18 protein-coding genes are annotated in these 22,552 nt (G+C 54.6%); 7 read left to right on the forward strand and 11 right to left on the reverse strand.

Going from position 1 to position 22,552, the window contains the following annotated elements:
• Positions 1–213 precede the first annotated feature (213 nt).
• From HNV11_RS10720 to HNV11_RS10730, 3 genes are all read left to right on the forward strand, one after another.
• Complete coding sequence (locus tag HNV11_RS10720) at positions 214–1,143, forward strand: EamA/RhaT family transporter (protein WP_171739656.1); 930 nt, start codon at positions 214–216, stop codon at positions 1,141–1,143.
• Positions 1,144–1,286: 143 nt separating this feature from the next.
• The gene (locus tag HNV11_RS10725) at positions 1,287–3,032 is read left to right on the forward strand and encodes a GMC family oxidoreductase (protein ID WP_171739657.1); all 1,746 of its coding nucleotides are present in this window, start codon (positions 1,287–1,289) and stop codon (positions 3,030–3,032) included.
• A 55-nt stretch (positions 3,033–3,087) separates the two neighbouring features.
• Positions 3,088–3,726: a gluconate 2-dehydrogenase subunit 3 family protein gene (locus tag HNV11_RS10730; protein ID WP_171739658.1), complete on the forward strand. Its 639-nt coding sequence runs from the start codon at positions 3,088–3,090 to the stop codon at positions 3,724–3,726.
• A gap of 99 nt (positions 3,727–3,825) precedes the next feature.
• On the opposite strand, the gene HNV11_RS10735 is transcribed toward HNV11_RS10730, so the two are convergent.
• On the reverse strand, positions 3,826–4,146 hold the full coding sequence (locus HNV11_RS10735; RefSeq protein WP_171739659.1) for a hypothetical protein: 321 nt from the start codon (positions 4,144–4,146) through the stop codon (positions 3,826–3,828).
• Between the two features lie 295 nt (positions 4,147–4,441).
• On the opposite strand from HNV11_RS10735, the gene HNV11_RS10740 reads away from it, so the two are divergent.
• From HNV11_RS10740 to HNV11_RS10755, 4 genes are all read left to right on the forward strand, one after another.
• Entirely contained in the window at positions 4,442–4,873 is a 432-nt protein-coding gene (locus HNV11_RS10740; protein WP_171739660.1) for a MarR family winged helix-turn-helix transcriptional regulator, read from the forward strand.
• 1 nt (position 4,874) lies between these two features.
• Positions 4,875–6,203: a TolC family protein gene (locus HNV11_RS10745; RefSeq protein WP_171739661.1), complete on the forward strand. Its 1,329-nt coding sequence runs from the start codon at positions 4,875–4,877 to the stop codon at positions 6,201–6,203.
• 31 nt (positions 6,204–6,234) lie between these two features.
• Positions 6,235–7,344 carry an HlyD family secretion protein gene (locus HNV11_RS10750; RefSeq protein ID WP_171739662.1) on the forward strand — a complete coding sequence of 370 codons (1,110 nt, stop codon included), beginning with the start codon at positions 6,235–6,237 and terminating at the stop codon, positions 7,342–7,344.
• Between the two features lie 75 nt (positions 7,345–7,419).
• Complete coding sequence (locus HNV11_RS10755; protein WP_171739663.1) at positions 7,420–8,976, forward strand: DHA2 family efflux MFS transporter permease subunit; 1,557 nt, start codon at positions 7,420–7,422, stop codon at positions 8,974–8,976.
• Between the two features lie 81 nt (positions 8,977–9,057).
• On the opposite strand, the gene HNV11_RS10760 is transcribed toward HNV11_RS10755, so the two are convergent.
• From HNV11_RS10760 to HNV11_RS10805, 10 genes are all read right to left on the reverse strand, one after another.
• Positions 9,058–9,369 (reverse strand): AtuA-related protein, encoded by a 312-nt coding sequence (locus tag HNV11_RS10760; RefSeq protein WP_171739664.1) that lies wholly within the window; start codon positions 9,367–9,369, stop codon positions 9,058–9,060.
• Positions 9,366–10,688, reverse strand: coding sequence for an acyclic terpene utilization AtuA family protein (locus HNV11_RS10765; RefSeq protein WP_171739665.1), 1,323 nt, complete (start codon positions 10,686–10,688; stop codon positions 9,366–9,368). Before HNV11_RS10765 ends, HNV11_RS10760 begins: the two co-directional genes overlap by 4 nt.
• Positions 10,685–11,980 carry a CitMHS family transporter gene (locus HNV11_RS10770; RefSeq protein ID WP_171739666.1) on the reverse strand — a complete coding sequence of 432 codons (1,296 nt, stop codon included), beginning with the start codon at positions 11,978–11,980 and terminating at the stop codon, positions 10,685–10,687. Before HNV11_RS10770 ends, HNV11_RS10765 begins: the two co-directional genes overlap by 4 nt.
• Positions 11,981–11,988: 8 nt before the next feature.
• Positions 11,989–14,016 carry an alpha/beta hydrolase domain-containing protein gene (locus HNV11_RS10775; RefSeq protein WP_171739667.1) on the reverse strand — a complete coding sequence of 676 codons (2,028 nt, stop codon included), beginning with the start codon at positions 14,014–14,016 and terminating at the stop codon, positions 11,989–11,991.
• A 91-nt stretch (positions 14,017–14,107) separates the two neighbouring features.
• Positions 14,108–16,444 (reverse strand): glycoside hydrolase family 3 protein, encoded by a 2,337-nt coding sequence (locus HNV11_RS10780; RefSeq protein WP_171739668.1) that lies wholly within the window; start codon positions 16,442–16,444, stop codon positions 14,108–14,110.
• 139 nt (positions 16,445–16,583) lie between these two features.
• A complete protein-coding gene (locus HNV11_RS10785) occupies positions 16,584–18,230 on the reverse strand; it encodes a carboxylesterase/lipase family protein (protein WP_171739669.1) in 1,647 nt (548 codons plus the stop codon).
• A 32-nt stretch (positions 18,231–18,262) separates the two neighbouring features.
• Positions 18,263–19,840: a carboxylesterase/lipase family protein gene (locus HNV11_RS10790; RefSeq protein ID WP_171739670.1), complete on the reverse strand. Its 1,578-nt coding sequence runs from the start codon at positions 19,838–19,840 to the stop codon at positions 18,263–18,265.
• A 2-nt stretch (positions 19,841–19,842) separates the two neighbouring features.
• Entirely contained in the window at positions 19,843–20,727 is an 885-nt protein-coding gene (locus tag HNV11_RS10795; RefSeq protein WP_171739671.1) for an alpha/beta hydrolase, read from the reverse strand.
• Position 20,728: 1 nt separating this feature from the next.
• A complete protein-coding gene (locus HNV11_RS10800) occupies positions 20,729–21,640 on the reverse strand; it encodes an alpha/beta hydrolase (RefSeq protein ID WP_171739672.1) in 912 nt (303 codons plus the stop codon).
• Between the two features lie 3 nt (positions 21,641–21,643).
• Positions 21,644–22,519, reverse strand: a complete 876-nt coding sequence (locus HNV11_RS10805; protein WP_171739673.1) for an alpha/beta hydrolase — start codon at positions 22,517–22,519, stop codon at positions 21,644–21,646.
• Between the last annotated feature and the right edge of the window lie 33 nt (positions 22,520–22,552).

Raw genomic sequence — 22,552 nt, forward strand, 5'->3', positions numbered from 1 at the left:
ATAAAACACGACAAATATAGGGAAATGTTATGGGCCATTCCCTGAACTGAATAGGACATTATTTAGCGGGAAACCGTAAACAGCCCAAATTCATAGGATTTGGCAGGTGATCCTGAGTCTGGTCCTATGCCGGTTATTTGCTTATGCTGGTGAGGGTAAGTTATTTTACGGCCGGGCCTGCCTGTCGCGCCGGCCGAAAGAATTTTTCCGCCCATGCTGTTTTTAAGCCTTAGCATTCTGCTCTCCGTTGCACTGCTTCTGAATTTTCGTCTGTTTCCGCGCTACGAAGTCAATACGTTTCAAGCCATTGTGTTTAACTATCCGGTTTGTTTTCTAACCGGACTTTTGCTGTTGCCCGCCGGTCAGTCGTTTTCCATTGATTTGGGTCAGACCTGGACATGGCTGGCCCTGGGGCTGGGTGTTGGATTCATCCTAACGTTTCTGCTATCGGGCGCTTCGACCCAGCGGATGGGCATTACCGTTACGTCGCTGGCCAATAACCTGTCGCTGGTGATTCCAGTCTGTTTCAGCCTGTTCGTCTTCGGGGCAGGCGGCAAGTCGTTCGACCTGTTCAATTACCTGGGTTTAGCGCTGGCGCTTGTGGCGGTAGGGTTAAGTACGTTCAAAAAAGAGAGGCCGGTCGTTTCGACGGAAGATCAGCCAAAACCGCGTCGGCTGGGCGCTGGAGTGCTGTTGCCGGTAGGGGTTTTCCTGTTTTACGGCGCTACCAATACGCTGATCAATTACATGAACATCCGCTATATTCCGTCGGCCGATAAAACCGTTCAGGTAACGCTGACGATGGTCGTGGGGGCTATTGCCGCCGGGTTCGTCATGCTGACGGTGCGGCTGCTGCAGGGACGCGAAACAATCCAGTTCCGCAGCCTGATTGGAGCCGTTACGCTGGGGGTTCCCAACTTTCTGAGCTTTTACACGCTTCTACTGGCCCTGTCGCAGTTTGGCGGCAACGGAGCGTTTGTTTATCCGATTTATAATATCGGGGTTATTTTGCTGGCAGCCCTGCTGGCGTCTCTGTTTTTCCAGGAAGCTTTATCGACGGCCAACAAATTCGGGCTGGCGCTGGCCATTCTGGCCATTGGCCTGATCTCCTGGCAGGAACTGGCGCGGGTGTTTGGTCAGTAGGCCTGATTAGCCGACAAACAGGTTTGTTTTCGCTTAAATCGCGGAATAAGACGGGTTATAATAGGGTAATAAGTAGTCGTTTCTTTCTTTCCTACTATATTCAGGCTCATTTCCTGATTAATACGCATAAACCTTAGTTTCTGATGGATCCATTTCAGATTAAAAAGGCCCCTACCCAATACGACGTAGCCATCGTTGGCTCAGGAGCCGGGGGCGGCATGGCCGCTTATACACTCGCCAAAGCCGGGGCCAAAGTTGTGTTACTGGAAGCCGGTGGGTATTATGATCCCGCTGACCCTAAGTATATTACGCAGCTGAAATGGCCGTGGGAGTCACCCCGGCGCGGTGCCGGTACAACCCGGGCCTTTGGTGATTTCGATGCCGCCTGGGGGGGCTGGGAGATTGATGGTGAACCCTATACGACCGTAAGAGGTACAGAATTCCACTGGTTCCGGTCGCGGATGCTCGGCGGACGCACGAACCACTGGGGCCGCATTTCGCTCCGTTTTGCTCCCGATGATTTCCGGCGGAAAAGTATGACGGGTGTGGGTGAAGACTGGCCTATCGGCTACGACGATTTCAAACCGTTTTATGACCGCGTAGACCGGCTCATCGGGGTGTTTGGTTCCATTGAAAACATGCCCTCCGAACCCGATGGAATCTTTCTACCACCACCGAAACCGCGTCTGCACGAGCTGATGATTCGGAAGGGAGCGCGCAGTATCGGTATTCCGGTTATACCATCCCGGCTGTCGATGCTGACCAAGCCCATTAACGACGAACGCGGACAGTGTTTCTACTGTAGCCAGTGCGGTCGTGGCTGTCAGGCCTATGCCGACTTCTCGTCGTCGTCGGTTCTGGTCAAACCAGCGCTGAAAACCGGTAACGTAACGCTCATCAACGGAGCCATGGTTCGCGAAGTCCTGACCGACCCGCAAACCGGACTGGCAACGGGCGTCAGCTATGTCGATACCGAGTCGCTGCAGGAAGTGACCGTTAAAGCTAAAACAGTTGTGCTGGCTGCCAGCGCCGGCGAAACGGCGCGGCTGCTGCTCAACTCCAAATCGGCCCGTTTTCAGACGGGACTGGCTAATAGCAGTGGCGTAGTCGGGAAATACATCAACGACTCAACGGGTGCCAGCCGCTCGGCTTTCGTGCCTGCTCTGATGGACCGTAAACGCTATAACGAAGACGGCGTTGGCGGTATGCACGTCTTTACGCCCTGGTGGCTCGACAATAAAAAACTGGACTTCCCGCGCGGCTATCACATAGAATACTGGGGCGGCATGGGCATGCCAGCCTACGGTTTCGGCTGGGGCATTGAAGCGATGAATGAAATGATTCCGGGCCGTGATGGTAAGATGCGGCCGGGTGGTGGTTACGGCGCCAGCCTGAAAGACGATTACCGGCGGTTCTACGGGGCTTACGTCGGAATGGCTGGCCGGGGCGAACCCGTACCGCTCGAAAGCAACTACTGCGAGATTGACCCGAACGTAGTGGACAAATACGGGATTCCGGTGCTCCGTTTCAACTATAAATGGTCGGACTACGAAGTGAAGCAGGCCAAACACATGCAGGATACGTTCGAGGAGATTATCCACTCGATGGGGGGTATTGCGCTCGGCGATAAACCCAGTGCGGCCAATAACTACGGTCTGGCGGCTCCCGGTCAAATCATCCACGAAGTCGGTACGGCCCGCATGGGTAACGACCCCAAAACGTCGGTGCTGAACAAATACCAGCAGGCCCACGACGTCAAGAACCTGTTCGTGGTGGATGCCGCCCCGTTCCCCTCGCAGGGCGACAAAAACGTAACCTGGACCATTCTGGCCAGTTCCATGCGCACGTCCGAGTATCTAATCGATCAGGTTAAACAGAAAAACATCTAAACCCGCTGCAATCGGTTGCTTACGTAAGCAACCGATTGCGCAGAGACTGATAATTATGAAACGCAGAGACTCCTTAAAAGCCTTGTCACTGACTGGTTTTGGCCTGGCTGTCCAGCCCGTTGAAGCCGCTGTACCGTCACCTCCCGACGTAAAGCCGATTAAGATACCCGGTGGACGGCAAAAGTTCGAAGCCGAGCGCGACGCGCGCCTGATGGCCGAAAAATTCTTTACGCCCCATGAGTTGCAGACCGTTACGGTATTGTCGGATATTATTATTCCGGCCGATGAGCGGTCGGGGAGTGCGTCGCAGGCGGGCGTTCCGGCCTTCATCGAGTTCATGATGAAGGATCAGCCGAGAAACCAAACGCCCATGCGCGGAGGAATTCGCTGGCTCGATAACACCTGCGTTAAACGCTACGGTAAGCCCTTTGTGCAATGCACCAAAGCGCAGCAGATGGAAATAGTTGACCAGATTGCCTATCCCAAGCTGGCGAAGCCCGATATGACCCAGGGTGCGTCGTTTTTCAGTCTGATGCGCAACCTGACGGCAACGGGTTTCTATACCAGCCAGATTGGGATCAAAGATCTAGGCTACGTTGGAAACGTACCGAACCAGTGGGATGGCGTTCCGGAAGATGTACTCAAGCAGTATGGCCTGGCTTACGAAGAGCGCGAACTGACACAGGGTAAATAAAAACAGAGTTTGCAAAAAGGGCTGGATCAAGAAGATTCAGCCCTTTTTGCATTTAGTTACGGGTCATATTTTAGAACCCAGTTTGATGAATTGGATGGCTTAATCGACACCAGCTGCTTTTTTGGTCTTCTCTTTGGCAGCTGCTTTCAGTTCTTTAGCGTCGCTTTTAATTAACTTCTTCTCAGCCTTTTCCATTTTCCGATCGGCTTTGGCCATTCTCGTCTTAGGGTCCGAAACGCCTTTGATTTCAAGCCCTTTGTGCGTTCTGGCTTCCATTCTGTGCTCCTGAGCCTTAGCTACTTTCTTTTCAGCCTTCATTTCTTTTTTGGCGGCTTTGCCTTCCTGAACGGCCTGTGCAAAGCCAGTTTGTGCCACCGTCAGCAGCGCGCAGACTGAGGCTGCAATAATTAGTTTTTTCATAGCGGTTTTAGTGTTTGTGTAGTGGCCCGTCGTATGACAGGCATTTCAAGAGACGTAACCAGCAGGTAAGAACTTTGTTTAACTATCTGATTGATAAGTTATTGGTCTATATTTTCGATAGATATAATCATATTGGTGATTATCATGTCCATTAAACTTTGAAATGCCTTGTTCTAACTAGGTGGGAAGGCCTTAATCAGCAGTCTGTACTGTAGATTACATCAGAAACTTATGTTTAAACGAAATTTGTTTAAACGAATATTGGTTATACATTTACTCTCGCATATTGAATGAGATGAATAAACAGTACCGTAACCAGTACCATCAGCTGATCGCCAATCTGCATCAAACAGACGGCTACATCTTCAATTATTTCGGTCAGAAGCTGGCTCCGTTCGATCTTTCGGTTCAACAGTATGTTGTGCTGCGCCGACTCTCAGAAGTCTATCCCAACTGCCTGACTGCGGGTGAGTTAAAGGAGAAAATGACCGATATAAACTCGGATGTGACCCGGTTGACGGATCGTCTGGTGGCCAAGAACCTGATTGTGCGTGAGGTTGACCCGCAAAATCGCCGACGGGTGAATCTGCGGCTGACCGAAGAGTCGAACCGGTTTGTGGAAGCGGTTGCGGCCGAGTTTAAAGATTTTGAATCGATCGTCAGTCACCTGACCGACGAAGAGGTACGAATAATGAATACACTCCTGGATAAAATTAGAAATCGGTAAAATGAAAACGTACGTGATAGCGGCTGGACTCGGTTTGCTGAGCTTAGGATGGGCAGCTGCCCAGCCTGCACCGTCAGTTGTGCCACTTGACAAAGCCATTCAGCTGGCTTTGCAAAATAATAAAGGAATTAAGCTGGCCGACTCGCGGACGCTGGCGGCTGAAGCCCGGTCGCAGGAAACCAAAGACCGCAGCTTACCCCAGGCCAACGCATCGCTGGCCTACTCGCGGTATAGTCTGACGGGGCCGTTTTCGTTGGGCGCGGGTGCCGATGGAAAATCAGCCCTGAGCATTCCGGCGGGGGCTTTCAATGCTACCATTGGGGGCGTTACGGTCAGCAAGGAAGTTTTTGGCGGCTTTGCTGAGAAGTCAGCCGAGAAATCGGCGGAATTACTGGCCCAGGCCAGCCGACTGGATGCGCAGCGGAATCGTTCGGAACTGGTCTATACGGTAACCGAAGCGTATTACAATATTGTGAAGCTCATTCGGTCAACGTCCGTGATTGAGCAGAGCATCCGGCAGTTTGAGGAAAAGGAGCGTGAGGCCCGGAATCTGGAGAAAGAAGGAGTCGTAACGGCCAATGAGGTGCTGAAGATTCAGTTACAGAAAAACAACCTGCAATTGAGCCGCCTTCAGGTCGATAAGGCTCGCCAGACAGCACTGTATAATTTCAACCTGCTGGTCGGCCTGCCCGAAGATCAGGTGGTTACGGTCGATACGACCTTAACGAACCCCGTCACAACGGCTGAGCCGCTGAGCAATTTTCTGACAACGGCGACCCAGGGACGTCCTGAAGTACAGGCGAGTGCGTTACGTCTTCAGTCGGCCGAAGCTCTGCTGCGTAACACGAAAAGCAGTATGTATCCGCACTTGGGCGTATCGGCAGGCTACAATTATATCAACCCGACGACGCATCTGATTCCGGAAGCCAAATCATTTTTGAGCGCCTGGAACGTGGGTGCCGGATTGACGTATAACATTGGGTCGCTGTATAATCTGAAGGGAAAGCTGAACGGCGCCAAAACGGCCGTTGATCAGGCCAGTCTGCAAAGCCAGCAACAGGTCGATCAGATCCGGTCGGAAGTCGTTACGGCTTACAATAACTACCAGCTGGCTCTGGAGCAGCAGAAGGTTATCCGCACGGCTGTAACCCAGGCTCAGGAAAACTACCGCCTGACGGAATCCCGGTTCCGGAACGGACTGGTGGGGTCAACCGACCTGCTGGAGGCCGACAGCTTCCTGCTTCAGGCCCAACTAAACGTAATCAATGCTGCCGTAGATGCGCAGCTGGCCTACCAGCGCCTGCTGAAAGCTACGGGCAACAATCTTTAATTAATTCTCCGTTCGCTTTGCGAATACAACCATGAACAAGAAAACTTTATTCCGCGTAGGGGGCGTCCTGATACTGGCCATTGCGCTCATTTTCGGCTACAGTGAATTCCGCTACCTGCAACGCCATGAAACGACGGACGATGCTCAGATTGATGGCGACGTAAACCCGGTGATTCCAAAGGCAGGCGGGTATGTGAAGGCGATTCGCTTTCAGGACAATCAGTTTGTGAACGAAGGCGATACGCTCATTGTGCTGGACGATGCCGATTACCGTATCCGCGTAGCCCAGGCCGAAGCCGCTCTGCAAAGTGCACTGGCCAGTGCAGGCGTGACCCGCTCCAACGTGGGCGTCGCTTCGGCTACTGTCGAAAGCTCACAGGCGAGCGTACAGACGGCCCGTAATCAGGTAGCGACGGCTCAGGCCAACGTAACGGCCGCGCAGGCTCGCGCCCGCAAAGCCAATCAGGATTTTGAGCGCTACGGTCGTCTGCTGGCCGAGAAAACCATTCCACAGCAGCAGTTCGACGCTGTACAGGCCGAGCGCGACGCGGCTCAGGCCCAGTTGCAGGCCGCTCAGGCGCAGTTGCAAACGGCCCAGGCGCAGGTGAATGCCGCCGGTACGCAAACCGGGGTAACGAGCTCTCAGCGCCGGGCCTCGGAAGGTCAGATTTCGGTGGCGCAGGCCCTGATCAAACAGCGTCAGACGGAGCTGGATATGGCTCAGTTGCAGTTGTCGTACACGGTCGTGCGGGCACCGATCTCGGGTATTGTTTCCAAGCGGGCCGTGCAGGTGGGGCAACTGGTTCAGCCCGGACAGGCGCTGTGTTCCGTAGTTGGTAATTCTACGTTATGGGTTACGGCGAACTTTAAGGAAACCCAGTTGCAGCAGATGCACCCCGGTCAGGTAGTAGACATCGATGTCGATGCGTTCGAGGGGGAGAAACTGACGGGTAAGGTGGGTTCGTTTGCCGGTGCGACGGGCGCTAAATTCGCTCTGCTGCCTCCCGACAACGCGACGGGTAACTACGTAAAAGTGGTTCAGCGGATTCCGGTACGGATCGAACTGGACAAAAACAGCCCGCTTTACGCTAAACTACGCCCAGGCATGAGCGCAACGGTAGCCGTGGATTTACAGAAATAACGAGTCTCGGCCCGGCGTCAGATTGCTAATACGTAGCCGACGACGGGTCATTGCTCTCAATCGAGTTCGTTTATTATGAAATTAGGTTTTGATAAATGGGTCGTCGTTCTGACGGTGACAACAGCCGCCCTGCTGCAAACCATCGACTCGTCGATTGTCAACGTTACGTTGAATCAGATGATGGGCAACCTCGGGGCCTCGCTGGGCGATATCAGCTGGGTCGTAACGGGCTACGCGGCAGCCAGCGCCGTCATGATCACGATGTCGGGCTGGTTAAGCGCCAAGCTGGGGCGTCGGAATTATTTCGCGGCTTCAATCATCCTCTTTACGATAGCGTCTGTGTTTTGCGGTACGTCCACCAACGTCTGGGAACTGGTTTTCTTCCGGGTCGTGCAGGGTATTGGTGGGGGAGGGCTGCTCACCACCGCGCAGTCGATTCTGATTCAGACCTTCCCCAAAGAGGATCTGGGGATTGCTAATGCAATCTTCGGGATGGGCGTCATCATCGGTCCTTCCATCGGGCCGACGCTGGGTGGTTACATTACCGACAATCTCTCCTGGAACTGGGTATTCTATATCAATATCCCGTTCGGAATTCTGGCCACTGTTCTGACGTATATGTTTATTAAGGAGCCTGAGGAGAAAATGACGGCGGGTAAGATGGACTGGCTGGCGCTGGTGCTGCTGACCATGGGCATCGGCGGTCTGCAGATCATTCTGGAAAAAGGGCAGGAGAAAGACTGGTTCGATTCGGGCTTCATCGTGGGCATGTCGATTGCAGCGGCTGTCGGATTGATCGGGTTTATTTGGCGAGAATTAGCCGTTAAGTTGCCGATTCTGGACCTGAGTCTGCTGCGTCGCCGTCGGTTTGCAGTCGGAACCCTGTTTAATTTCATCCTTGGGTTTGGCCTGTTTGCGTCGGTCTTTATCATCCCGGTTTTCTGCCAGACCATTCTGGGCTTTACAGCCAGCCAGACGGGTTTACTGCTCATGCCGGGTTCGATCATGACCGGTATGATGATGCCAGTTGTGGGTGGATTACTCCGGAAAAATTATATCTCGCCTGTCTGGTACGCAGCCATTGGTTTTCTCCTGTTCTTCGGTTTCTCCTATGATCTATCCGCGATCAGTCTGAGCGCCGGACCGGATTATTTCTTCTGGCCGCTGATTATCCGGGGCATTGGCATGGGAATGATTTTTATTCCGCTGACCACCATTACGCTGTCGGATTTAAAAAGCGTGGAGATTCCGCAGGGATCGGCCCTGACGAACATGGTCCGGCAATTGGGTGGTACGTTCGGAACGGCCATCATGACAACGTATATTTCAACGCGTTCGGTGCTGCACCTGTCGCGCCTGAGCGACAACGTATCTATCTACAATCCATTCTCAGCCGACCGTATTCGGCAGTACACGGGTCTGTTTCTCTCGAAGGGCGACGCGTTAATGACGGCTACCCGAAAAGCCTACGGGCTGATGCAGGGCGGGGTGATGAAGCAGGCGATGGTGATGACCTATGCTGATTCGTTCCTGATTATCGGCGGGTTCTTCCTAATCTGCGTACCGCTGCTGCTGTTGTTCACCGGCAAGAAAATCGAAGCTCCGGCGCATGTCGATATAGCGATGGAGTAAACACTTATCATTTTTTATTGCTTATTATCTGACAGATAGGACGGTCACTTCAGGCCGTCCTATCTTTTGTTGGCGCCAATCTTACGTGTCAATCTCCATTTCCAGCAGGGCGTAGCTGAGGCTTTTGCCGTGCGTATCCATCATTAACGAGGTGGTTACGCCACCCGTCAGAGCCTGCTGGCATACGAACTGAAGCGCAGGCAGATTTGGGAGTTCATAGCGCGTGATGTCGCCCGCCACAATAGCCTGTAGATGCTGTTTTACGGCCTCGGCGGTTACCTTAGCGCATAGGATCGGGTAATCTTCCGGTCTATAGGGGATCAGCGACAACGTCAGGGTATTGCCTTTATCGCCCGCCCGGCTGTGAGCGAGGTCGTATAGCTTCGTTTTCATGCGTTGAGGACAGTTACGTTGCTTGTGATTTTAGCTCGGTCAATGAGCGTCGAAACAATGCCGACGACTTCATGAACATACTTGCGGGCGCCACCGCCACCAGCAGGGCCGTTTGTGTACAGGGCTTCCACTTCTTCACCCACCAAAGCGGCCTCTTTAGCCGTAGCGGCCCGTCCCGCAACTCGTAGCCGGATTTCGTAAGGCTCGGGATAATGTCCAAACGCCGTCCGGTGAACCGACGTACTGCCGATGTAATCGATACGTAAATCCGTGAATCGGTCGCGCAGTCGTTTCTCAATAATTGCGCCCGCGAGTTGGGCGCGGCCCAGCGCATTCGAGCCTGCGTAGGAAATTTCGCCTTCGCCCACAAAGCCCGCTTCGTACCCCACACTGACTTTCAGCGTATCGGGTCGGGTTTGACCCTTGCCGCCGGTAGCTTTGACCTGATTCAGTCCCACTTCTTCCAGACGCACCTGCGTAAAATCGGCGACAACGTCGGGCGTGAGGTAGTGGCTGGGGTCCATCACTTCGTAAAGGAGCTGCTCTTTGGCCGTAGCCACGTTGAGCAGTCCGCCTGTACCGGCTACTTTGCTAAATACCGCTATGCCATCTTTTGACACATCGGCGAAGGGGTGCCCCAGATGGGCCATATCAGGAATGTCTTTCCGGCCGGGGTCGGCAAAGTAGCCACCCGTTAGCTGTCCCGCGCATTCGAGCAAATGCCCAATAACGGTTCCCTGCCCAATCTGATTCGCATCATTCAGCGACCAGTCGAACGCATGAACAAGCGGGGAGACAAACAGCGACGGATCAGCGACGCGGCCGGTAAGAATGATATGGGCATCCGTAGCCAGGGCGGGCAGAATCGCGTCCGTACCGAGGTAGGCGTTTGCTGAGACGAGCGAGCCCGATTCCTTTAGGGGCTTCCCCGTTTCCAGAGCGGGTTCGTCGCCCGATAGCTGATCAAAGACATCGTCGCCCGTAACAGCGGCTACGGTTACGGACAGCTTCATCTGCCGGGCTATGGCACAAATCTTTTCGGCGGCTGCCAGGGGGTTGGCAGCACCCATGTTGGTAATTAGCCGAACGCGCTTATCAAGCAAATGGGGTAGCAGACTTTCGATACGTCGTTCCAGCAGCGGGTCATAGCCCAGCGCCGGGTCCTGCCGTTTGCGTTTCTGGGCCAGCGCAATGGTTCGTTCGGCCAGACACTCCAGCACGAGATAATCCAGCTGCCCCTGCTGAGCCAGAATCACTGCCGGTTCGAGCCGATCGCCAGAAAAGCCGGCTCCACAGCCAATTCGTATAGTTTCTTTCATAAATGAATAGAGCCGGTTAAGAGAGCGGCCAGGGTCATCACGAGCGTCGTGCCGAATGCCCATTTCAAAATAAATTTCTGATGGTCGCCTAAGTCAACTTCAGCTAGTCCTACCAGCAGGAAGGTCGAAGCCGTGAGTGGACTGACCGGAAAGCCGACGGTCATTTGGCCCAGCAGAGCCGCCCGCCCGATTTCCAGCGGGTCAAGCCCAAAGTGTGCAGCGGTCTGACTCAGAATTGGCACTACGCCGAAGTAATATGCATCGGGCGTAAAGAGCAGACTCGACGGCATACTGGTGATCGCCGTAAGCGTAGGCAGCCAGGCCGCGTGTTCCTGCGGAATAAGTGACACAAGTGAGGTCGCCATGGCATCGATCATTTTCGAGCCCGTCAGGATACCCGAAAAAACGCCCGCGGCAAAGATCATGCTCGACACCATGAAAATGTTGTTGCCGTGACTCCGAAGGACTTTCTGCTGATCGGCCAGCCGGGGGTAGTTGAGGAGCAGGACCAGCACCGCAGCCACGATAAACAGGGCAGGGGCCGGTACCCAGCCTTTCATGAGCGTAATAATCAGACCGACCGTCAGCAGGGCGTTAATCCAGATGAGTTTCGGTCGCCGGAACTGCCGCTGTTCCTCCGTCAGATTTTCGTGGTGCACATACTGCAAATCGGCGATACCCAGGCGTTTACGCTCCTTCAAACCAAACCAGTAGGCCACGGCCAGCACCCAGGCGATACCCGCAAGGATGGCTGGAAGATTGGGATTGAAGAGTTGAGTAGCGTCGGTTTTTAAGGTGGAGATCGCCCGCGCCGACGTACCCGACCAGGGCACGAGGTGCAGCGGCCCCACGCTCAACGCTACAATCCCCGGCAACATAAGCCGGTTAATCTTAAGCTGTTTGTAAATGGGTAGAAACGCCGACATGACGATCATGAACGTAGCGGTACCGTCGCCGTCGAGGTGGACGATCATGGTCAACAGGGCCGTGCCGATGATGACTTTCAGCGGATCGCCCTTGACGTAACGGATAATGGCGACAATGACCGGATCGAACAGGCCCGCGTCGAGCATGGTTGCGAAATACAGCACGGCGAACATCAGCAGAATGCCCGTGGGTGCCACCTGCTTGATACCGGCCAGAATCATCTCGCCCAGTTCTTTCGGGCTGAATCCAGCCAGGAGCCCCATCACTAAAGGCACCAGCACCAGGGCCGTCAGGACAGACAACCGCTTGGTGATAATCAGAAACAGAAATAAAACGATGGTGGCAAAGCCGAAAAAAGAAAGCATCCGGTGGATTAATTAGAAGTAAGAACAGCACTTTTCTGGGCGTTCACGAACTCAGTCTGAGCATCTTCCGGAAGCAGAAATCCCTCACGTACCAGGTCTTCGGCGGCTTTCCGGACGGCGGCTACGTAGGCGTCATGGGTACCGTAACGTTCTTCTAGCGACAAACGCGGATCATCAGCGGCCAGCCGCTCGGCTTTTGTGGTTTTGAACGGGATGAACATACCATTCAGCGAAGCCAGATCGCCCTCGCCATAGCCAGCCCGACGCAGGCTCCAGCCCGTATAGGTTCCCAGCGGCACGCGAATCGTCGTGTTCCGGATTCCGGCCAGTTCGTTACCATCCGGATCAACCTTGGGTACGAGCACGGTATAGGCGTTGGCTTTCAAAACTTTTGGTGGTTCCTGAAGGATTCCAGACATATATTTCTGCTGATAGCCAGGCCCTAAGTCCAGCACCGAAACCTCATTGACTCGTCCCGTAAAGGGTACGCCCGGAATGGCTGGCCAGCCAATTGCCTGCTGGTCATGCGCTACCAGCGTTTGGGCCGAAAGGGTGGGGTAGTTACTGACTGGCGGTTGTTTAGCGGCTAGTACCCATTGTTCCAGCGCAATAAGCAGAGCACGTAGCGGTTGCTGGAAGGGGTTATGATTCGTCGTAAAGCCACTGACCGGGTCCTGCGCACTAAACGGCGAATGCTGCGTGCCGGCAAAAAGATAGATCCGAACATTATCCGGAATAACCAGGTCCTTGCTGCCGGATGCATCCGTGGTCGTCAGGGAAGTTCTTGATTGCCAGTATTCAGTCGAACTAAGGGTCTGCATGATTTTCGGGCAGGTTCCCGTTTGCTGACAGGCTTCCAGAATACCGCCCGTGATGCCCGACACCGGGTCGGTGGTCGGGCTCCAGCTAAAGGGAGCGTCGGTGCCGGGAAACTGGTGGTCTTCGTGCTGCATACCACCCCCGCCCGGTCGGCCAAACCGAACGTTCAGCGTAATCCGGCGGGGCCCAATGTGAGCATTGATCCCATCGAAAACGGCGCGTCCCTGCTCATCCTGATTGAAGCCTAACTGCAGGAACGTACGGCAGAAATTACTGCATTGCGACACTCCCTGCATGACGGCCGCCTGAACAGGAAGGGTGGTGCTGGCGGGAGACAGCACCGGGTTCCGGTTGCCGGCTTCGTCGGTTGTCTGATTTCGCAGATACGAGCCTATGTCGCGGATGGCGGCAAACCCTAGCCCAAGAACCAGCGGATTTTTAGCCGTATAAACCAGCTCGTAAATATAGTTCGGGTCGAAGCCGTCCCGGAGTGAGATTTTTGTGGAGCTGGGTGTGCCGGGAAACGGTGCGGTACTGCAATCGGAAAACGCCCAGTCGTTGTTAGGAACCGGAACGCGCGGGTCGGTTTCGTGGATTCGGCGGGTCAGGACCAGCCCCGTGTTGTCCAGACTGACGGTTTCGTAGCTATGATGCGTCATGCCCGTGAAAGCGCCACTGCTCAGGTTCAGCGTTTTTGTGGGTGTAGTGACCTGGTACTCCGTTCGCAGCCTGCCGGTAATTTCTTTACCATTATCAGTGGCGATGGGCACCTGCATGGTCAGGCGCTGGTTGCCGGGCAGTACATCGCCCTGCCAGGCGCACCACAGGTACACGTAGCCACGTTTCAGCAGCGCTGTGTCGGCTGAGAACACATTCCCCCGGTTGGGCAGGCTCAGAAACAGCAGCCCGTTGCTTTTGCCCCTATCTACGGGCTGGAGCAGTACAAACTCGGAGACGTATTCCACCATTCCCCGCCTGTTTCTGGGAGCTAACTGAATATCCTGAATGATTTTGTTTCGGTCGGCCGCCGGGTCCACTTCGCCATAGGCCTGCCCAAACACCCGTTCGTAAGCGCCGGCCGCGCCAAACGCTCGACCACCAGCGTAAGGTTCGGTTTTAGTAATGGTGAGCTTTACGATGCGGGCCTGCGCCGGCAGAGCGAGCAGCAATGCACCAACAAAAAACAGGACAGAAGGACGGGTGACGATCAACGACATCGGGTAAGGATATAGTCAGATTAACAAATCAGCTTCCTGTTCAGGAAGCTGATTAACTACCAAAAATACTTGTACTTCGCTGGAAGAGAGGTTACTCCTGCCTGTCTGTTTTCTTGAATCGGGCGGTTCGTGCGTCCCGGATGACACCTTTCCAGTTCAGGCCAAAGCCGAAGTCGTAGGTGTTTCCTTCCGAATCGCGGTAGCACTGCACATCAAAGGGAACATCTTCGGCCTGCTTTTCTACTGTGCTCATCGAAGCGGGCATCTGCATGGGCAGCAGGGCCGACGGTTCGGCCTTTCCGGACAGGATGTCCAGCAGGGCCTGGTCCTGCACACCAAAGCTGGTCAGCAGGGCATTAGCGTCACTTTCAAACTCGGCGAAAACCATCGGGTTTGATACGCTGACCGAAACAATGACGGGCTTGCCGTTCATCTGTTGCCGTGTCTCCTTCACCAACTGCACGTCGGTTACGTTCCGGGCTTTGGTGGTTTTACCCTTATACGACCGGTTCGTGAAATTCTCCATCGGGTCGCCCCCGGCCAGGCTGGTTTCGCGGGCTTCGGTAGCCGTATACTCACCGTATTGCAGGCTGATAGGGACGTAGCCGTTACCGCCGTTTTTTAGGTCTTCTTTGTCGTAGCCAATGCCGCTCTTTGGGTTTTCAATGAACACAAGCGCTACGTCGGCTTCGGCGGGGTTATCGGTCACCTTAAAGTATTTCTTTACCAGGTCGATGTTCACCGGATAGTCGGTCGAAGCGGGCGTTTCTGCACCGAGGAAGTTACGGCTGGCGGCCACGAAACGCTTGGGTACGTACACCGTTTTGCCGCTGGTGAGTGGCAGGGCGTTGGTTTTATTTTTCAGCATCACCACCGATTTGAGCTGGGCGTCGTAGCCAGCCTTCATATAGTCCGGTTTGCCGACAGTTTGCTTTGTCTCCGCCGGGTTCAGATACGGATTTTCGAACAGGCCGACCTGGAAAATATTCCGCAGCAGCCGCACCGCCGACTGCTCCATCCGGGTACGCATGGCCGCTTCGCCCTGCTCTTTTACGCCTATCTGATAAGCTTCCAGAATCGGTTTGGCGTCGTTATTGCCGCCGAACTGGTCCACGCCCGCCATCAGAATTTTATAGTGCCGTTCGGTCGGGGACAGCTTCTCAACACCCCACGATTTTCCGTCGAGGAACGAGTCCATCGCTTTGTGGTCGCCCGTTACGTTCCAGTCGGTGCAGACTACGCCATCGTAGCCATACTTCTTGCGGAGCAGATCGTTGATGATGTATTTATTATAATTGTTCGCTATGTTTTCACCATTCTTGTTGTCCTGGTTCCACGAGATGGTGTAGTACGGCATTACGGCCGATGCCATGCGGGTTTTACCGTTGAGTTTGAACGCTCCCTGAATGAACGGAATCAGATGCTGGGAAAAGTTATTCCCCGGGTACACGGCGTATTTGCCGTTGGCGTAGTGGGCATCGCGACCGGCTTCGCCCGCGCCCCCGCCCGGCCAGTGCTTCACCATGGCGTTGACCGAACCAAAGCCCCAGCCCCCGGTAATTTCCTTCGCACCAGAAGAGGTCTGAAAGCCGTTGCAGTACGCCTGCGCCATGGCCGCTGAGATAGCCGGACTTTCTCCGAACGTGCCCTCAAACCGGCTCCAGCGTGGCTCGGTGGCGATATCCACCTGGGGTGAAAGGGCCGTCGTGATGCCCAGCGCCCGGTATTCGTCGGCGGCTATTTTACCGAATTGCTCCACCAGCGCCGGGTCGAACGTAGCGGCCATGCCGAGGGAAGACGGCCACATAGAGATCCGTCCGCCAGCGGCTGCGTTATACTCGGCGCGGGCCACGGTGCCGTGCCGGGGGTCCGAGCTATTGTTGGCCGGAATGCCCTTACCAACGCTTTCGCAAAAAGCCTGGAGTTTGTTGTTCCATCTGGCGGCTACCTCCGGCGTCTGCACGGACGTAACCAGTACGTGTCGCAGGTTGTCATCCTTGAGAAACTTTTGCTGCTGATCGGTGAGACTGGTCGGGTCCGTTTCGCCTTCGCTGTAGGGCTTGCCTCCGTAGGTTCCCGCGAAATAGCCGCTCCCGCGCGCCGGAATCGACTGGTGCGATGAATACAACATTAGCCCAGCGATTTCCTCGACGCTGAGCCTGCTGGCTAAATCTTTCGCCCGCCGGTCAAGGGGCTGCCGCCAGTCCTCGTACGGGTCCAGTTTGCCGTTTTTGTTAAGGTCTTTGAACGCAAGGCCGTTGACGGTCAGGATTTTTACGCCCGATTCAGGTGCATACCCCAGCGTTTGCCCACCCGGATTGTTTATAATCTTATGGGTGTCAATGGTCGACTCGGTCCACTTCTGTTGTGCTACGGCACTGCCCGTCAAAGTTAAGCCAGCGAGTCCGGCAAGGAGTATGGTTTTCATGGAATGTTACGGTCAGCAGTTGATAAAAATCTTATTTAGACTGATGCGGATATGTCTGATTTTGGTCGGTTTAGTGAACAACAGGAGACGTTAGTCCAGTAAGCGAACGGGCCAGCCTAAGCAGGCCCGTTCGTATGTTTTATTTACCGGTAGCCGCGGCAATGGGTTTTCCGGTTGCCACTTCAATCAGCTCCTTGTCATGGTGATTTTTTACCTGGCTGACGTTATCGAAAATCATCGTCGCGCCATTGTCGGCATTGTATTGCGGCCAGGTGGGCAGGCCCTTATGATTCGGATTGCCGGTGCGGGCAAAGGCAATCCAGGCCCGGCTCATTTTGTCGGCCAGCATCTGGGCGTCTTTACCACCGCCGGTCATTTCTTCGCAACGGCTGATATTGTCAAAGGCAAACGGAATTTCCATGCAGTGCATCGACTTATACATGCCATCGTTTACGGGTGAAGCCCAGCTAAACACGTAAGCATATACAGGAGCCGCTCCGGCAACGCCAGCCTTCTGGCTAGCCTGCCGAATGGCACCCGCGCGGAAGTTAATGTCAACATCCATGTAGTCGGAAGGATTCGCTGTTTCAGGATAGGCTTTCTTCACCGCAGCCATATAGGTATCTGTTTTGCCGGGATACCGCTTCTCCAGAGCCGCCTTGGCAGCTTCCATGTCCGTGACGCGGTTGGCCGGGTTGAAAGGACCAAATTCGGTCTTCGTGCTGCCGACCAGCAGCGGAATGTTTTTGGCTAACTCAATTGCTGCTGTCTCCGAAGGTTGATAGGGCAGGAAGTTACCGTCGTGAATAGGACCCCAGCCCAGACCAAAAGCCGGTCGGCCTTCGCCTTTCAAACTTTCACCCACTTTACGTAGAGCCTTCTTGCCGGCTGCGTTCAGTTGCTCGTACGTGATTTTCTGCAGTTCATCTACCTGATTCGGTTGCAGCTTTAATTCCTCCAGCATGGCCGCGCTCACTTTCTGGGCCAGTTCGCCTTCGGTGAAGTTGGTGATGTAGCTGCCGCTTTGCACGATAGCTTTGTGGAACAGACCTTTGGCCGACGGCGCGTTCATCAGGCTCGTCACTTTACCGCCCCCGCCCGACTGGCCGAAGATGGTTACGTTGTTGGGGTCGCCCCCAAACTGCGCGATGTTCTGCTTCACCCACTGCAGGGAAGCTACCAGATCCATCAGACCCGCGTTAGCCGAGTTCTTATACTTATCGCCATAAGCCGACAGGTCCAGAAAACCCAGTACGTTCAGCCGGTGGTTTACGGTTACGACGACTACATCGCCTTTTTTCGTCAGGTTTTCACCGTCGTACGAAGGCAGCTCGACCGACGAGCCGGCGGTGAAGCCACCGCCATGAAACCACACCAGAACGGGTCGCTTTTTGGCGTCGGTCAGTTGTGGCGACCATACGTTCAGGCTCAGGCAGTTTTCATTGGTGTAACCCCAGTCGTGGTGGAAAGGGAACTCAATCTCATCGTTGGTCGAGGTGGTCGGGTCCATCGGGCAAACCGGGCCGTAGGTCATCGAACTCCGTACGCCAGACCACGAATCGGGTTTGGTGGGCGCCATAAAACGCTCAGCTTTGGCATAAGGAATCCCCTTGAACGTATAGGTGCCGTTATGGATATAACCACGCACCTTACCCGATTCAGTCGGAACCACGGCGATGTCTTTGCCAGCCATGATGGGCGTAACGGCTGGTTTAGACGGTTGGGCTACCGTCAGCAACGGTAACGTAAGCACCGCCAGCGATAGTAGAATGGAATTCGATCTCATGAACTTGATTGTTAAAGTTTGTATAATCTGGTTTAGTTGGTTCTTGTGGGTTGATTTTTGCTCATCAGCTCAAACAGGAAATCGAGCGAGGCTGCATCGGGTAGGGGTTGCGCCTGAACGTTATCGCCCAGCATCATCACCTGCTTGTCTTTGGTGGAGTAGGCGGGCCATTTTGGTAAACCCTTTCCGTTGGGGTTACCGTCTTTTACGAAATTCACCCAGTACGTTGAGATCGTTTTCGCCAGCTCGTCGTCTTTGGCTTCCAGCGGACGCAGCTGGCGATCAATGAACCGCAGGTTGTCGTAGGCGTAGGCCACCTCGCCTGTGTGAAATGCGCCGTATCGGGCGTATTCGCCGGTGGCCGGAAGCTTTCGCGTGAAGCGATACACATACACGGGCTTGCCCTGCTGACTCTGCAGGTTCGCCCAGGCGTAGTTCTGAGCGCCAAAGATCATATCCCGCGAGATTTTCATCTGCGAAGCAGCTGCTTCATCGTCCGTACCGGCTGGATAATACCTGAGGAAATTCTGAGCATCGGCACCGTACTGCTGCTCAATCTGCTTCCGATACTCGTCTGCCTTTTTCGCCGGACCGAACGACATGCCTTCATCTTCATTCCAGCCCGTCAGTAACGTAATGGGGTTCGCTTTGCCCGTCGAAAAGATGGTCGCTATCGATTGGGGGAGTACGTAGCCGTCAACGATTGGGCCGCGCATACCCTGCGCTTTTTTTAGGATTTCGTCGGCTGGTTTGGCCCGGAGTTCGGCCAGCGACGTAGCGCCTAGAGCTTGCATGGTTTTTAGGCCACCCTCTTCGGCCTGTTGTAGCGTTGGGTTGGGCCGGGCCAGACTGGCTCCGCTCTCGGCAATGGCTTTGTTGAACAAACCTTTAGCTAAGGGCGAAGCAACGAGGGCATTGACGCTCATTGAACCCGCCGACTGACCGGCAATGGTTACGTTGTTGGGGTCGCCCCCAAACTGCGCAATGTTCTGCTTCACCCACTGCAGGGCGGCAATCTGATCCATCAGGCCGTAATTCCCCGACGCGTTATGACCAGATTCTTTTGTCAGTTCCGGATGCGCCAGGAAACCAAACGGACCCACGCGATAGTTGGCGCTGACAAACACGACGCCTTTCTTGGCCGTTGCTTCGCCGTCGTAAATAGGCACGTTGCTGCCACCGCTGTTGAAACCGCCCCCGTAAATCCAAACAAGCACCGGGCGTTTTTCTTTGGCCGATTTGGCCCCCGACCATACGTTTAGGTACAGGCAGTCCTCGCTGATGGGTTCTTTCGGAATTAGATACTCGGCGCTCCACGGACCAAACGGAGCCGGGGCACCCTGCATCGGGCTCGCTCCAAACTGATCGCATTTCCGAACACCCGACCAGGGCGTAACGGGTTGGGGCGCTTTCCAGCGGAGATTGCCAACGGGTGGTGCGGCAAAGGGAATCCCTTTGAAAATCTGCACATCGCCGTCCTGGCTGGTGGTGCCGGAAATAAGCCCCCCGGTGACCTTTACGGTATCCAATTCAGCCGTTACCGGAGCGAAGGCTATAAAGCCAAGCAGTCCGACGGACGCGAGGCATACGAATACAGTCGATCGTTTCATGATTAAGGAATAGCTACTTCGTTGGCTTTGAGAATCTTGCTGAAAAACAGGAGTTGGTAAGGCAGGGCGTTGCCCCAATACTCCCAGGTATGCGCGCCGGGACGCTCAATGTAGTCGTGGGGCGTTTTGTTTTCGACCAGCCGTCGGTGCAGATCGCGGTTTGTTTCAATCAGAAAATCATCGACGCCAATATCCAGAATGAGGGGCAGGTTGTTCGCTTTAAGCTTGTCGGCGAGGGTGACCATCGTATAGCCGGGATACGGTACGTCGCCTTCTTTGGCAGGTCCCAGCAGTTTCGCAAAATTCTCCGCGCGGGACTTAGCGAACTCGGCGGGTACTTTCCAACTGGCCGTATTGATGTTCATCACCCCGCTCATGCTGCCGGCAGCCGCATACAGCTCCGGGTGGCGGCTCGAAATAAACATGGCTCCGTGTCCACCCATCGAGAGGCCCGCGATAACCCGGCCTTTTTTGTCGCGGACGGTGCGGTACGTATTGTCAATTTTTTCGATTAGCTCTCTGGAAATAAACGTCTCAAACTGACTGGTTCTAACCAGAGGGCTGTCAAAATAATAGCTGGTTGGGTCGCCGTCGGGCGTAACGATGATCAGATTGTACTGATCGGCCATGCGGTGCAGCAGGGTTTTGTCGGGCACCTTGGTCAGCCAGTCGCGGAAACTGCCTGTGCCCCCATGGAGCAGATACAGCACCGGGAAGGACTGCTTTTTTGCTTTTCGGTACGTTTCGGGCAAGACCACAGCCGCCCGGAGGGTCCGGTTCATGCTGGCGCTTGAGACGTCGAGCGTATCGACTTTGGCCGCTACCGCATTGAGCGACAACAGGCACCCGATCAGGAGAATAGAGGCTTTGGAAAAGGGTCTGGGCATATTACTGGGCAGTGGAGCCGTTTGCTTTCAGGACGTTGCTAAAGAATAAAACGTGATTAGGCAGTGAGTTCTGCCAGTACTCCCAGGAATGACCGCCGGGGCGTTCGGAGTAATCATGGGGTGTCTGGTTGAACACTAACCGTCGGTGCAGTTCACGATTCGGCTCAATCAGGAAGTCGTCCACACCGCAGTCGATAACCAGCCTCAGGCCATTGGCTTTCATCTTATCGGCCATGCCAACCACGGAGTAAGCCGCCCAGCCGTCCGCCGACTGCTCGTAGGAGCCCAGAATTTTCTCAAACTCGCGTTTAATATTTTTTGTGGGGTCGGGAGGCAGCTTCCAGGTAGTCATATCCGGATTTAACGCTCCGCTCATACTGCCAGCCGCGCAGTACAGATCAGGGTGGCGCGTCGCTAGGTATAACGCGCCATAACCGCCCATGCTCAGGCCCGTAATGACGCGTCCCTTTTTATCCCGTATTGTGCGATAGGTGTTGTCAATTTTATCAATTACGTCTTTGGTTAGGTAGGTTTCAAACTGACTGTTCTGCAGGATCGGGCTGTCCAGATAATAGCTGAACACGTCTCCTTCGGGCATGACGATAATCAGGTTATACTGGTCGGCCAGTCGGTGCAGCAATGTTTTGTCCGGCGTTTTTGCCAACCAGTCGTTGAAGTGGCCGTAGCCGCCATGCAGCAGGTACAGCACAGGATAAGCCGTCTGCGCGGCTGCCTTTTTGCTTTTGGCTGATCCGGCAGCGGCATACGAGTCCGGCAAAACCACAGCCGCCCGGAGGGTCTTTTTCATGCCTGCACTCGGAATGTCGAGCGTATCGACTCTGGCCGCAAACGTCTTCAGCGAAAAAAGACAACCCAGCGCAATGAACAGAAATTTAATACAGGGTTTCAGCATGGATTATTGAGCAAGGGTACCGTTGGCTTTCAGGACTTTCTGGAAAAACAGGACATGATAGGGCAGTGAGTTCTGCCAATACTCCCAGGTGTGGCCACCGGGCCGTTCGGTATAATCATGCTCAACCTTGCTGTAAACCAGCCGCCGGTGTAATTCACGGTTCGGCTCGATCAGGAAATCGTCCACGCCACAGTCGATGATCAGCTTCTGACCATTGGCTTTGATTTTATCGGTCATGTTCACAACCGAGTTAGCCGCGTAGTAGTCGGGTGTTGACCCCATGGGGCCCAGAATTCGGGTGAAGCCTGGTTCAATGCGTTTGGCAAATTCCGGATCAATGCGCCAGTTAGCCGGATTTAAATCCAGAGCGCCACTCATGCTACCTGCGGCACAATACAGTTCCGGATGGCGGGTAGCCAGGTACAGCGCGCCGTGTCCGCCCATCGAGAGACCCGTAATTACCCGGCCTTTTCGGTCGCGGATGGTGCGGTAGGTGTTGTCGATTTTGTCGACTACTTCTTTTGCTACGTAAGTCTCGAACAGGTTATCCTTCTGAACCGGGCTATCCAGATACCCGCCGAGCCGTTCGCCTTCGGGCATGACGATAATCAGGTTATACTGATCGGCCAGCTTATGCACGAGCATCTTGTCGGGTGTTTGTTTCAGCCAGTCGCTGAAGGTTCCACCGCCCCCGTGCAGCAGGTACAGCACCGGGAAAGCCGTTTTGCTTTTGGCGTACGATTCCGGCAGAACTACGGCCGCGCGCATGGTTCGATTCATGGCGGCACTGGGCACGTCGAGCGAATCAACTTTCGCGCAGATTCCGGTGAATGATAAACCCAACAGGCTGATCGAAAGGAAGAGACGGGTTAAATACATGGGGGCAGGGGGTGTTTAAATGAATAGATTTTT

Origin of the sequence: Spirosoma taeanense, assembly GCF_013127955.1 — a bacterium.
GTDB classification, from domain to species: Bacteria; Bacteroidota; Bacteroidia; order Cytophagales; family Spirosomataceae; genus Spirosoma; species Spirosoma taeanense.

Coding starts and splice junctions, on each gene's coding strand:
- HNV11_RS10735 (WP_171739659.1), bottom strand. CDS start 4,146: ATGAAAAAACTAATTATTGCAGCCTCAGTCTGCGCGCTGCTGACGGTG.
- HNV11_RS10760 (WP_171739664.1), bottom strand. CDS start 9,369: ATGAAAACGAAGCTATACGACCTCGCTCACAGCCGGGCGGGCGATAAA.
- HNV11_RS10805 (WP_171739673.1), bottom strand. CDS start 22,519: ATGTATTTAACCCGTCTCTTCCTTTCGATCAGCCTGTTGGGTTTATCA.
- HNV11_RS10770 (WP_171739666.1), bottom strand. CDS start 11,980: ATGCTTTCTTTTTTCGGCTTTGCCACCATCGTTTTATTTCTGTTTCTG.
- HNV11_RS10740 (WP_171739660.1), top strand. CDS start 4,442: ATGAATAAACAGTACCGTAACCAGTACCATCAGCTGATCGCCAATCTG.
- HNV11_RS10800 (WP_171739672.1), bottom strand. CDS start 21,640: ATGCTGAAACCCTGTATTAAATTTCTGTTCATTGCGCTGGGTTGTCTT.
- HNV11_RS10790 (WP_171739670.1), bottom strand. CDS start 19,840: ATGAAACGATCGACTGTATTCGTATGCCTCGCGTCCGTCGGACTGCTT.
- HNV11_RS10750 (WP_171739662.1), top strand. CDS start 6,235: ATGAACAAGAAAACTTTATTCCGCGTAGGGGGCGTCCTGATACTGGCC.
- HNV11_RS10795 (WP_171739671.1), bottom strand. CDS start 20,727: ATGCCCAGACCCTTTTCCAAAGCCTCTATTCTCCTGATCGGGTGCCTG.
- HNV11_RS10755 (WP_171739663.1), top strand. CDS start 7,420: ATGAAATTAGGTTTTGATAAATGGGTCGTCGTTCTGACGGTGACAACA.
- HNV11_RS10720 (WP_171739656.1), top strand. CDS start 214: ATGCTGTTTTTAAGCCTTAGCATTCTGCTCTCCGTTGCACTGCTTCTG.
- HNV11_RS10745 (WP_171739661.1), top strand. CDS start 4,875: ATGAAAACGTACGTGATAGCGGCTGGACTCGGTTTGCTGAGCTTAGGA.
- HNV11_RS10725 (WP_171739657.1), top strand. CDS start 1,287: ATGGATCCATTTCAGATTAAAAAGGCCCCTACCCAATACGACGTAGCC.
- HNV11_RS10780 (WP_171739668.1), bottom strand. CDS start 16,444: ATGAAAACCATACTCCTTGCCGGACTCGCTGGCTTAACTTTGACGGGC.
- HNV11_RS10775 (WP_171739667.1), bottom strand. CDS start 14,016: ATGTCGTTGATCGTCACCCGTCCTTCTGTCCTGTTTTTTGTTGGTGCA.
- HNV11_RS10730 (WP_171739658.1), top strand. CDS start 3,088: ATGAAACGCAGAGACTCCTTAAAAGCCTTGTCACTGACTGGTTTTGGC.
- HNV11_RS10765 (WP_171739665.1), bottom strand. CDS start 10,688: ATGAAAGAAACTATACGAATTGGCTGTGGAGCCGGCTTTTCTGGCGAT.
- HNV11_RS10785 (WP_171739669.1), bottom strand. CDS start 18,230: ATGAGATCGAATTCCATTCTACTATCGCTGGCGGTGCTTACGTTACCG.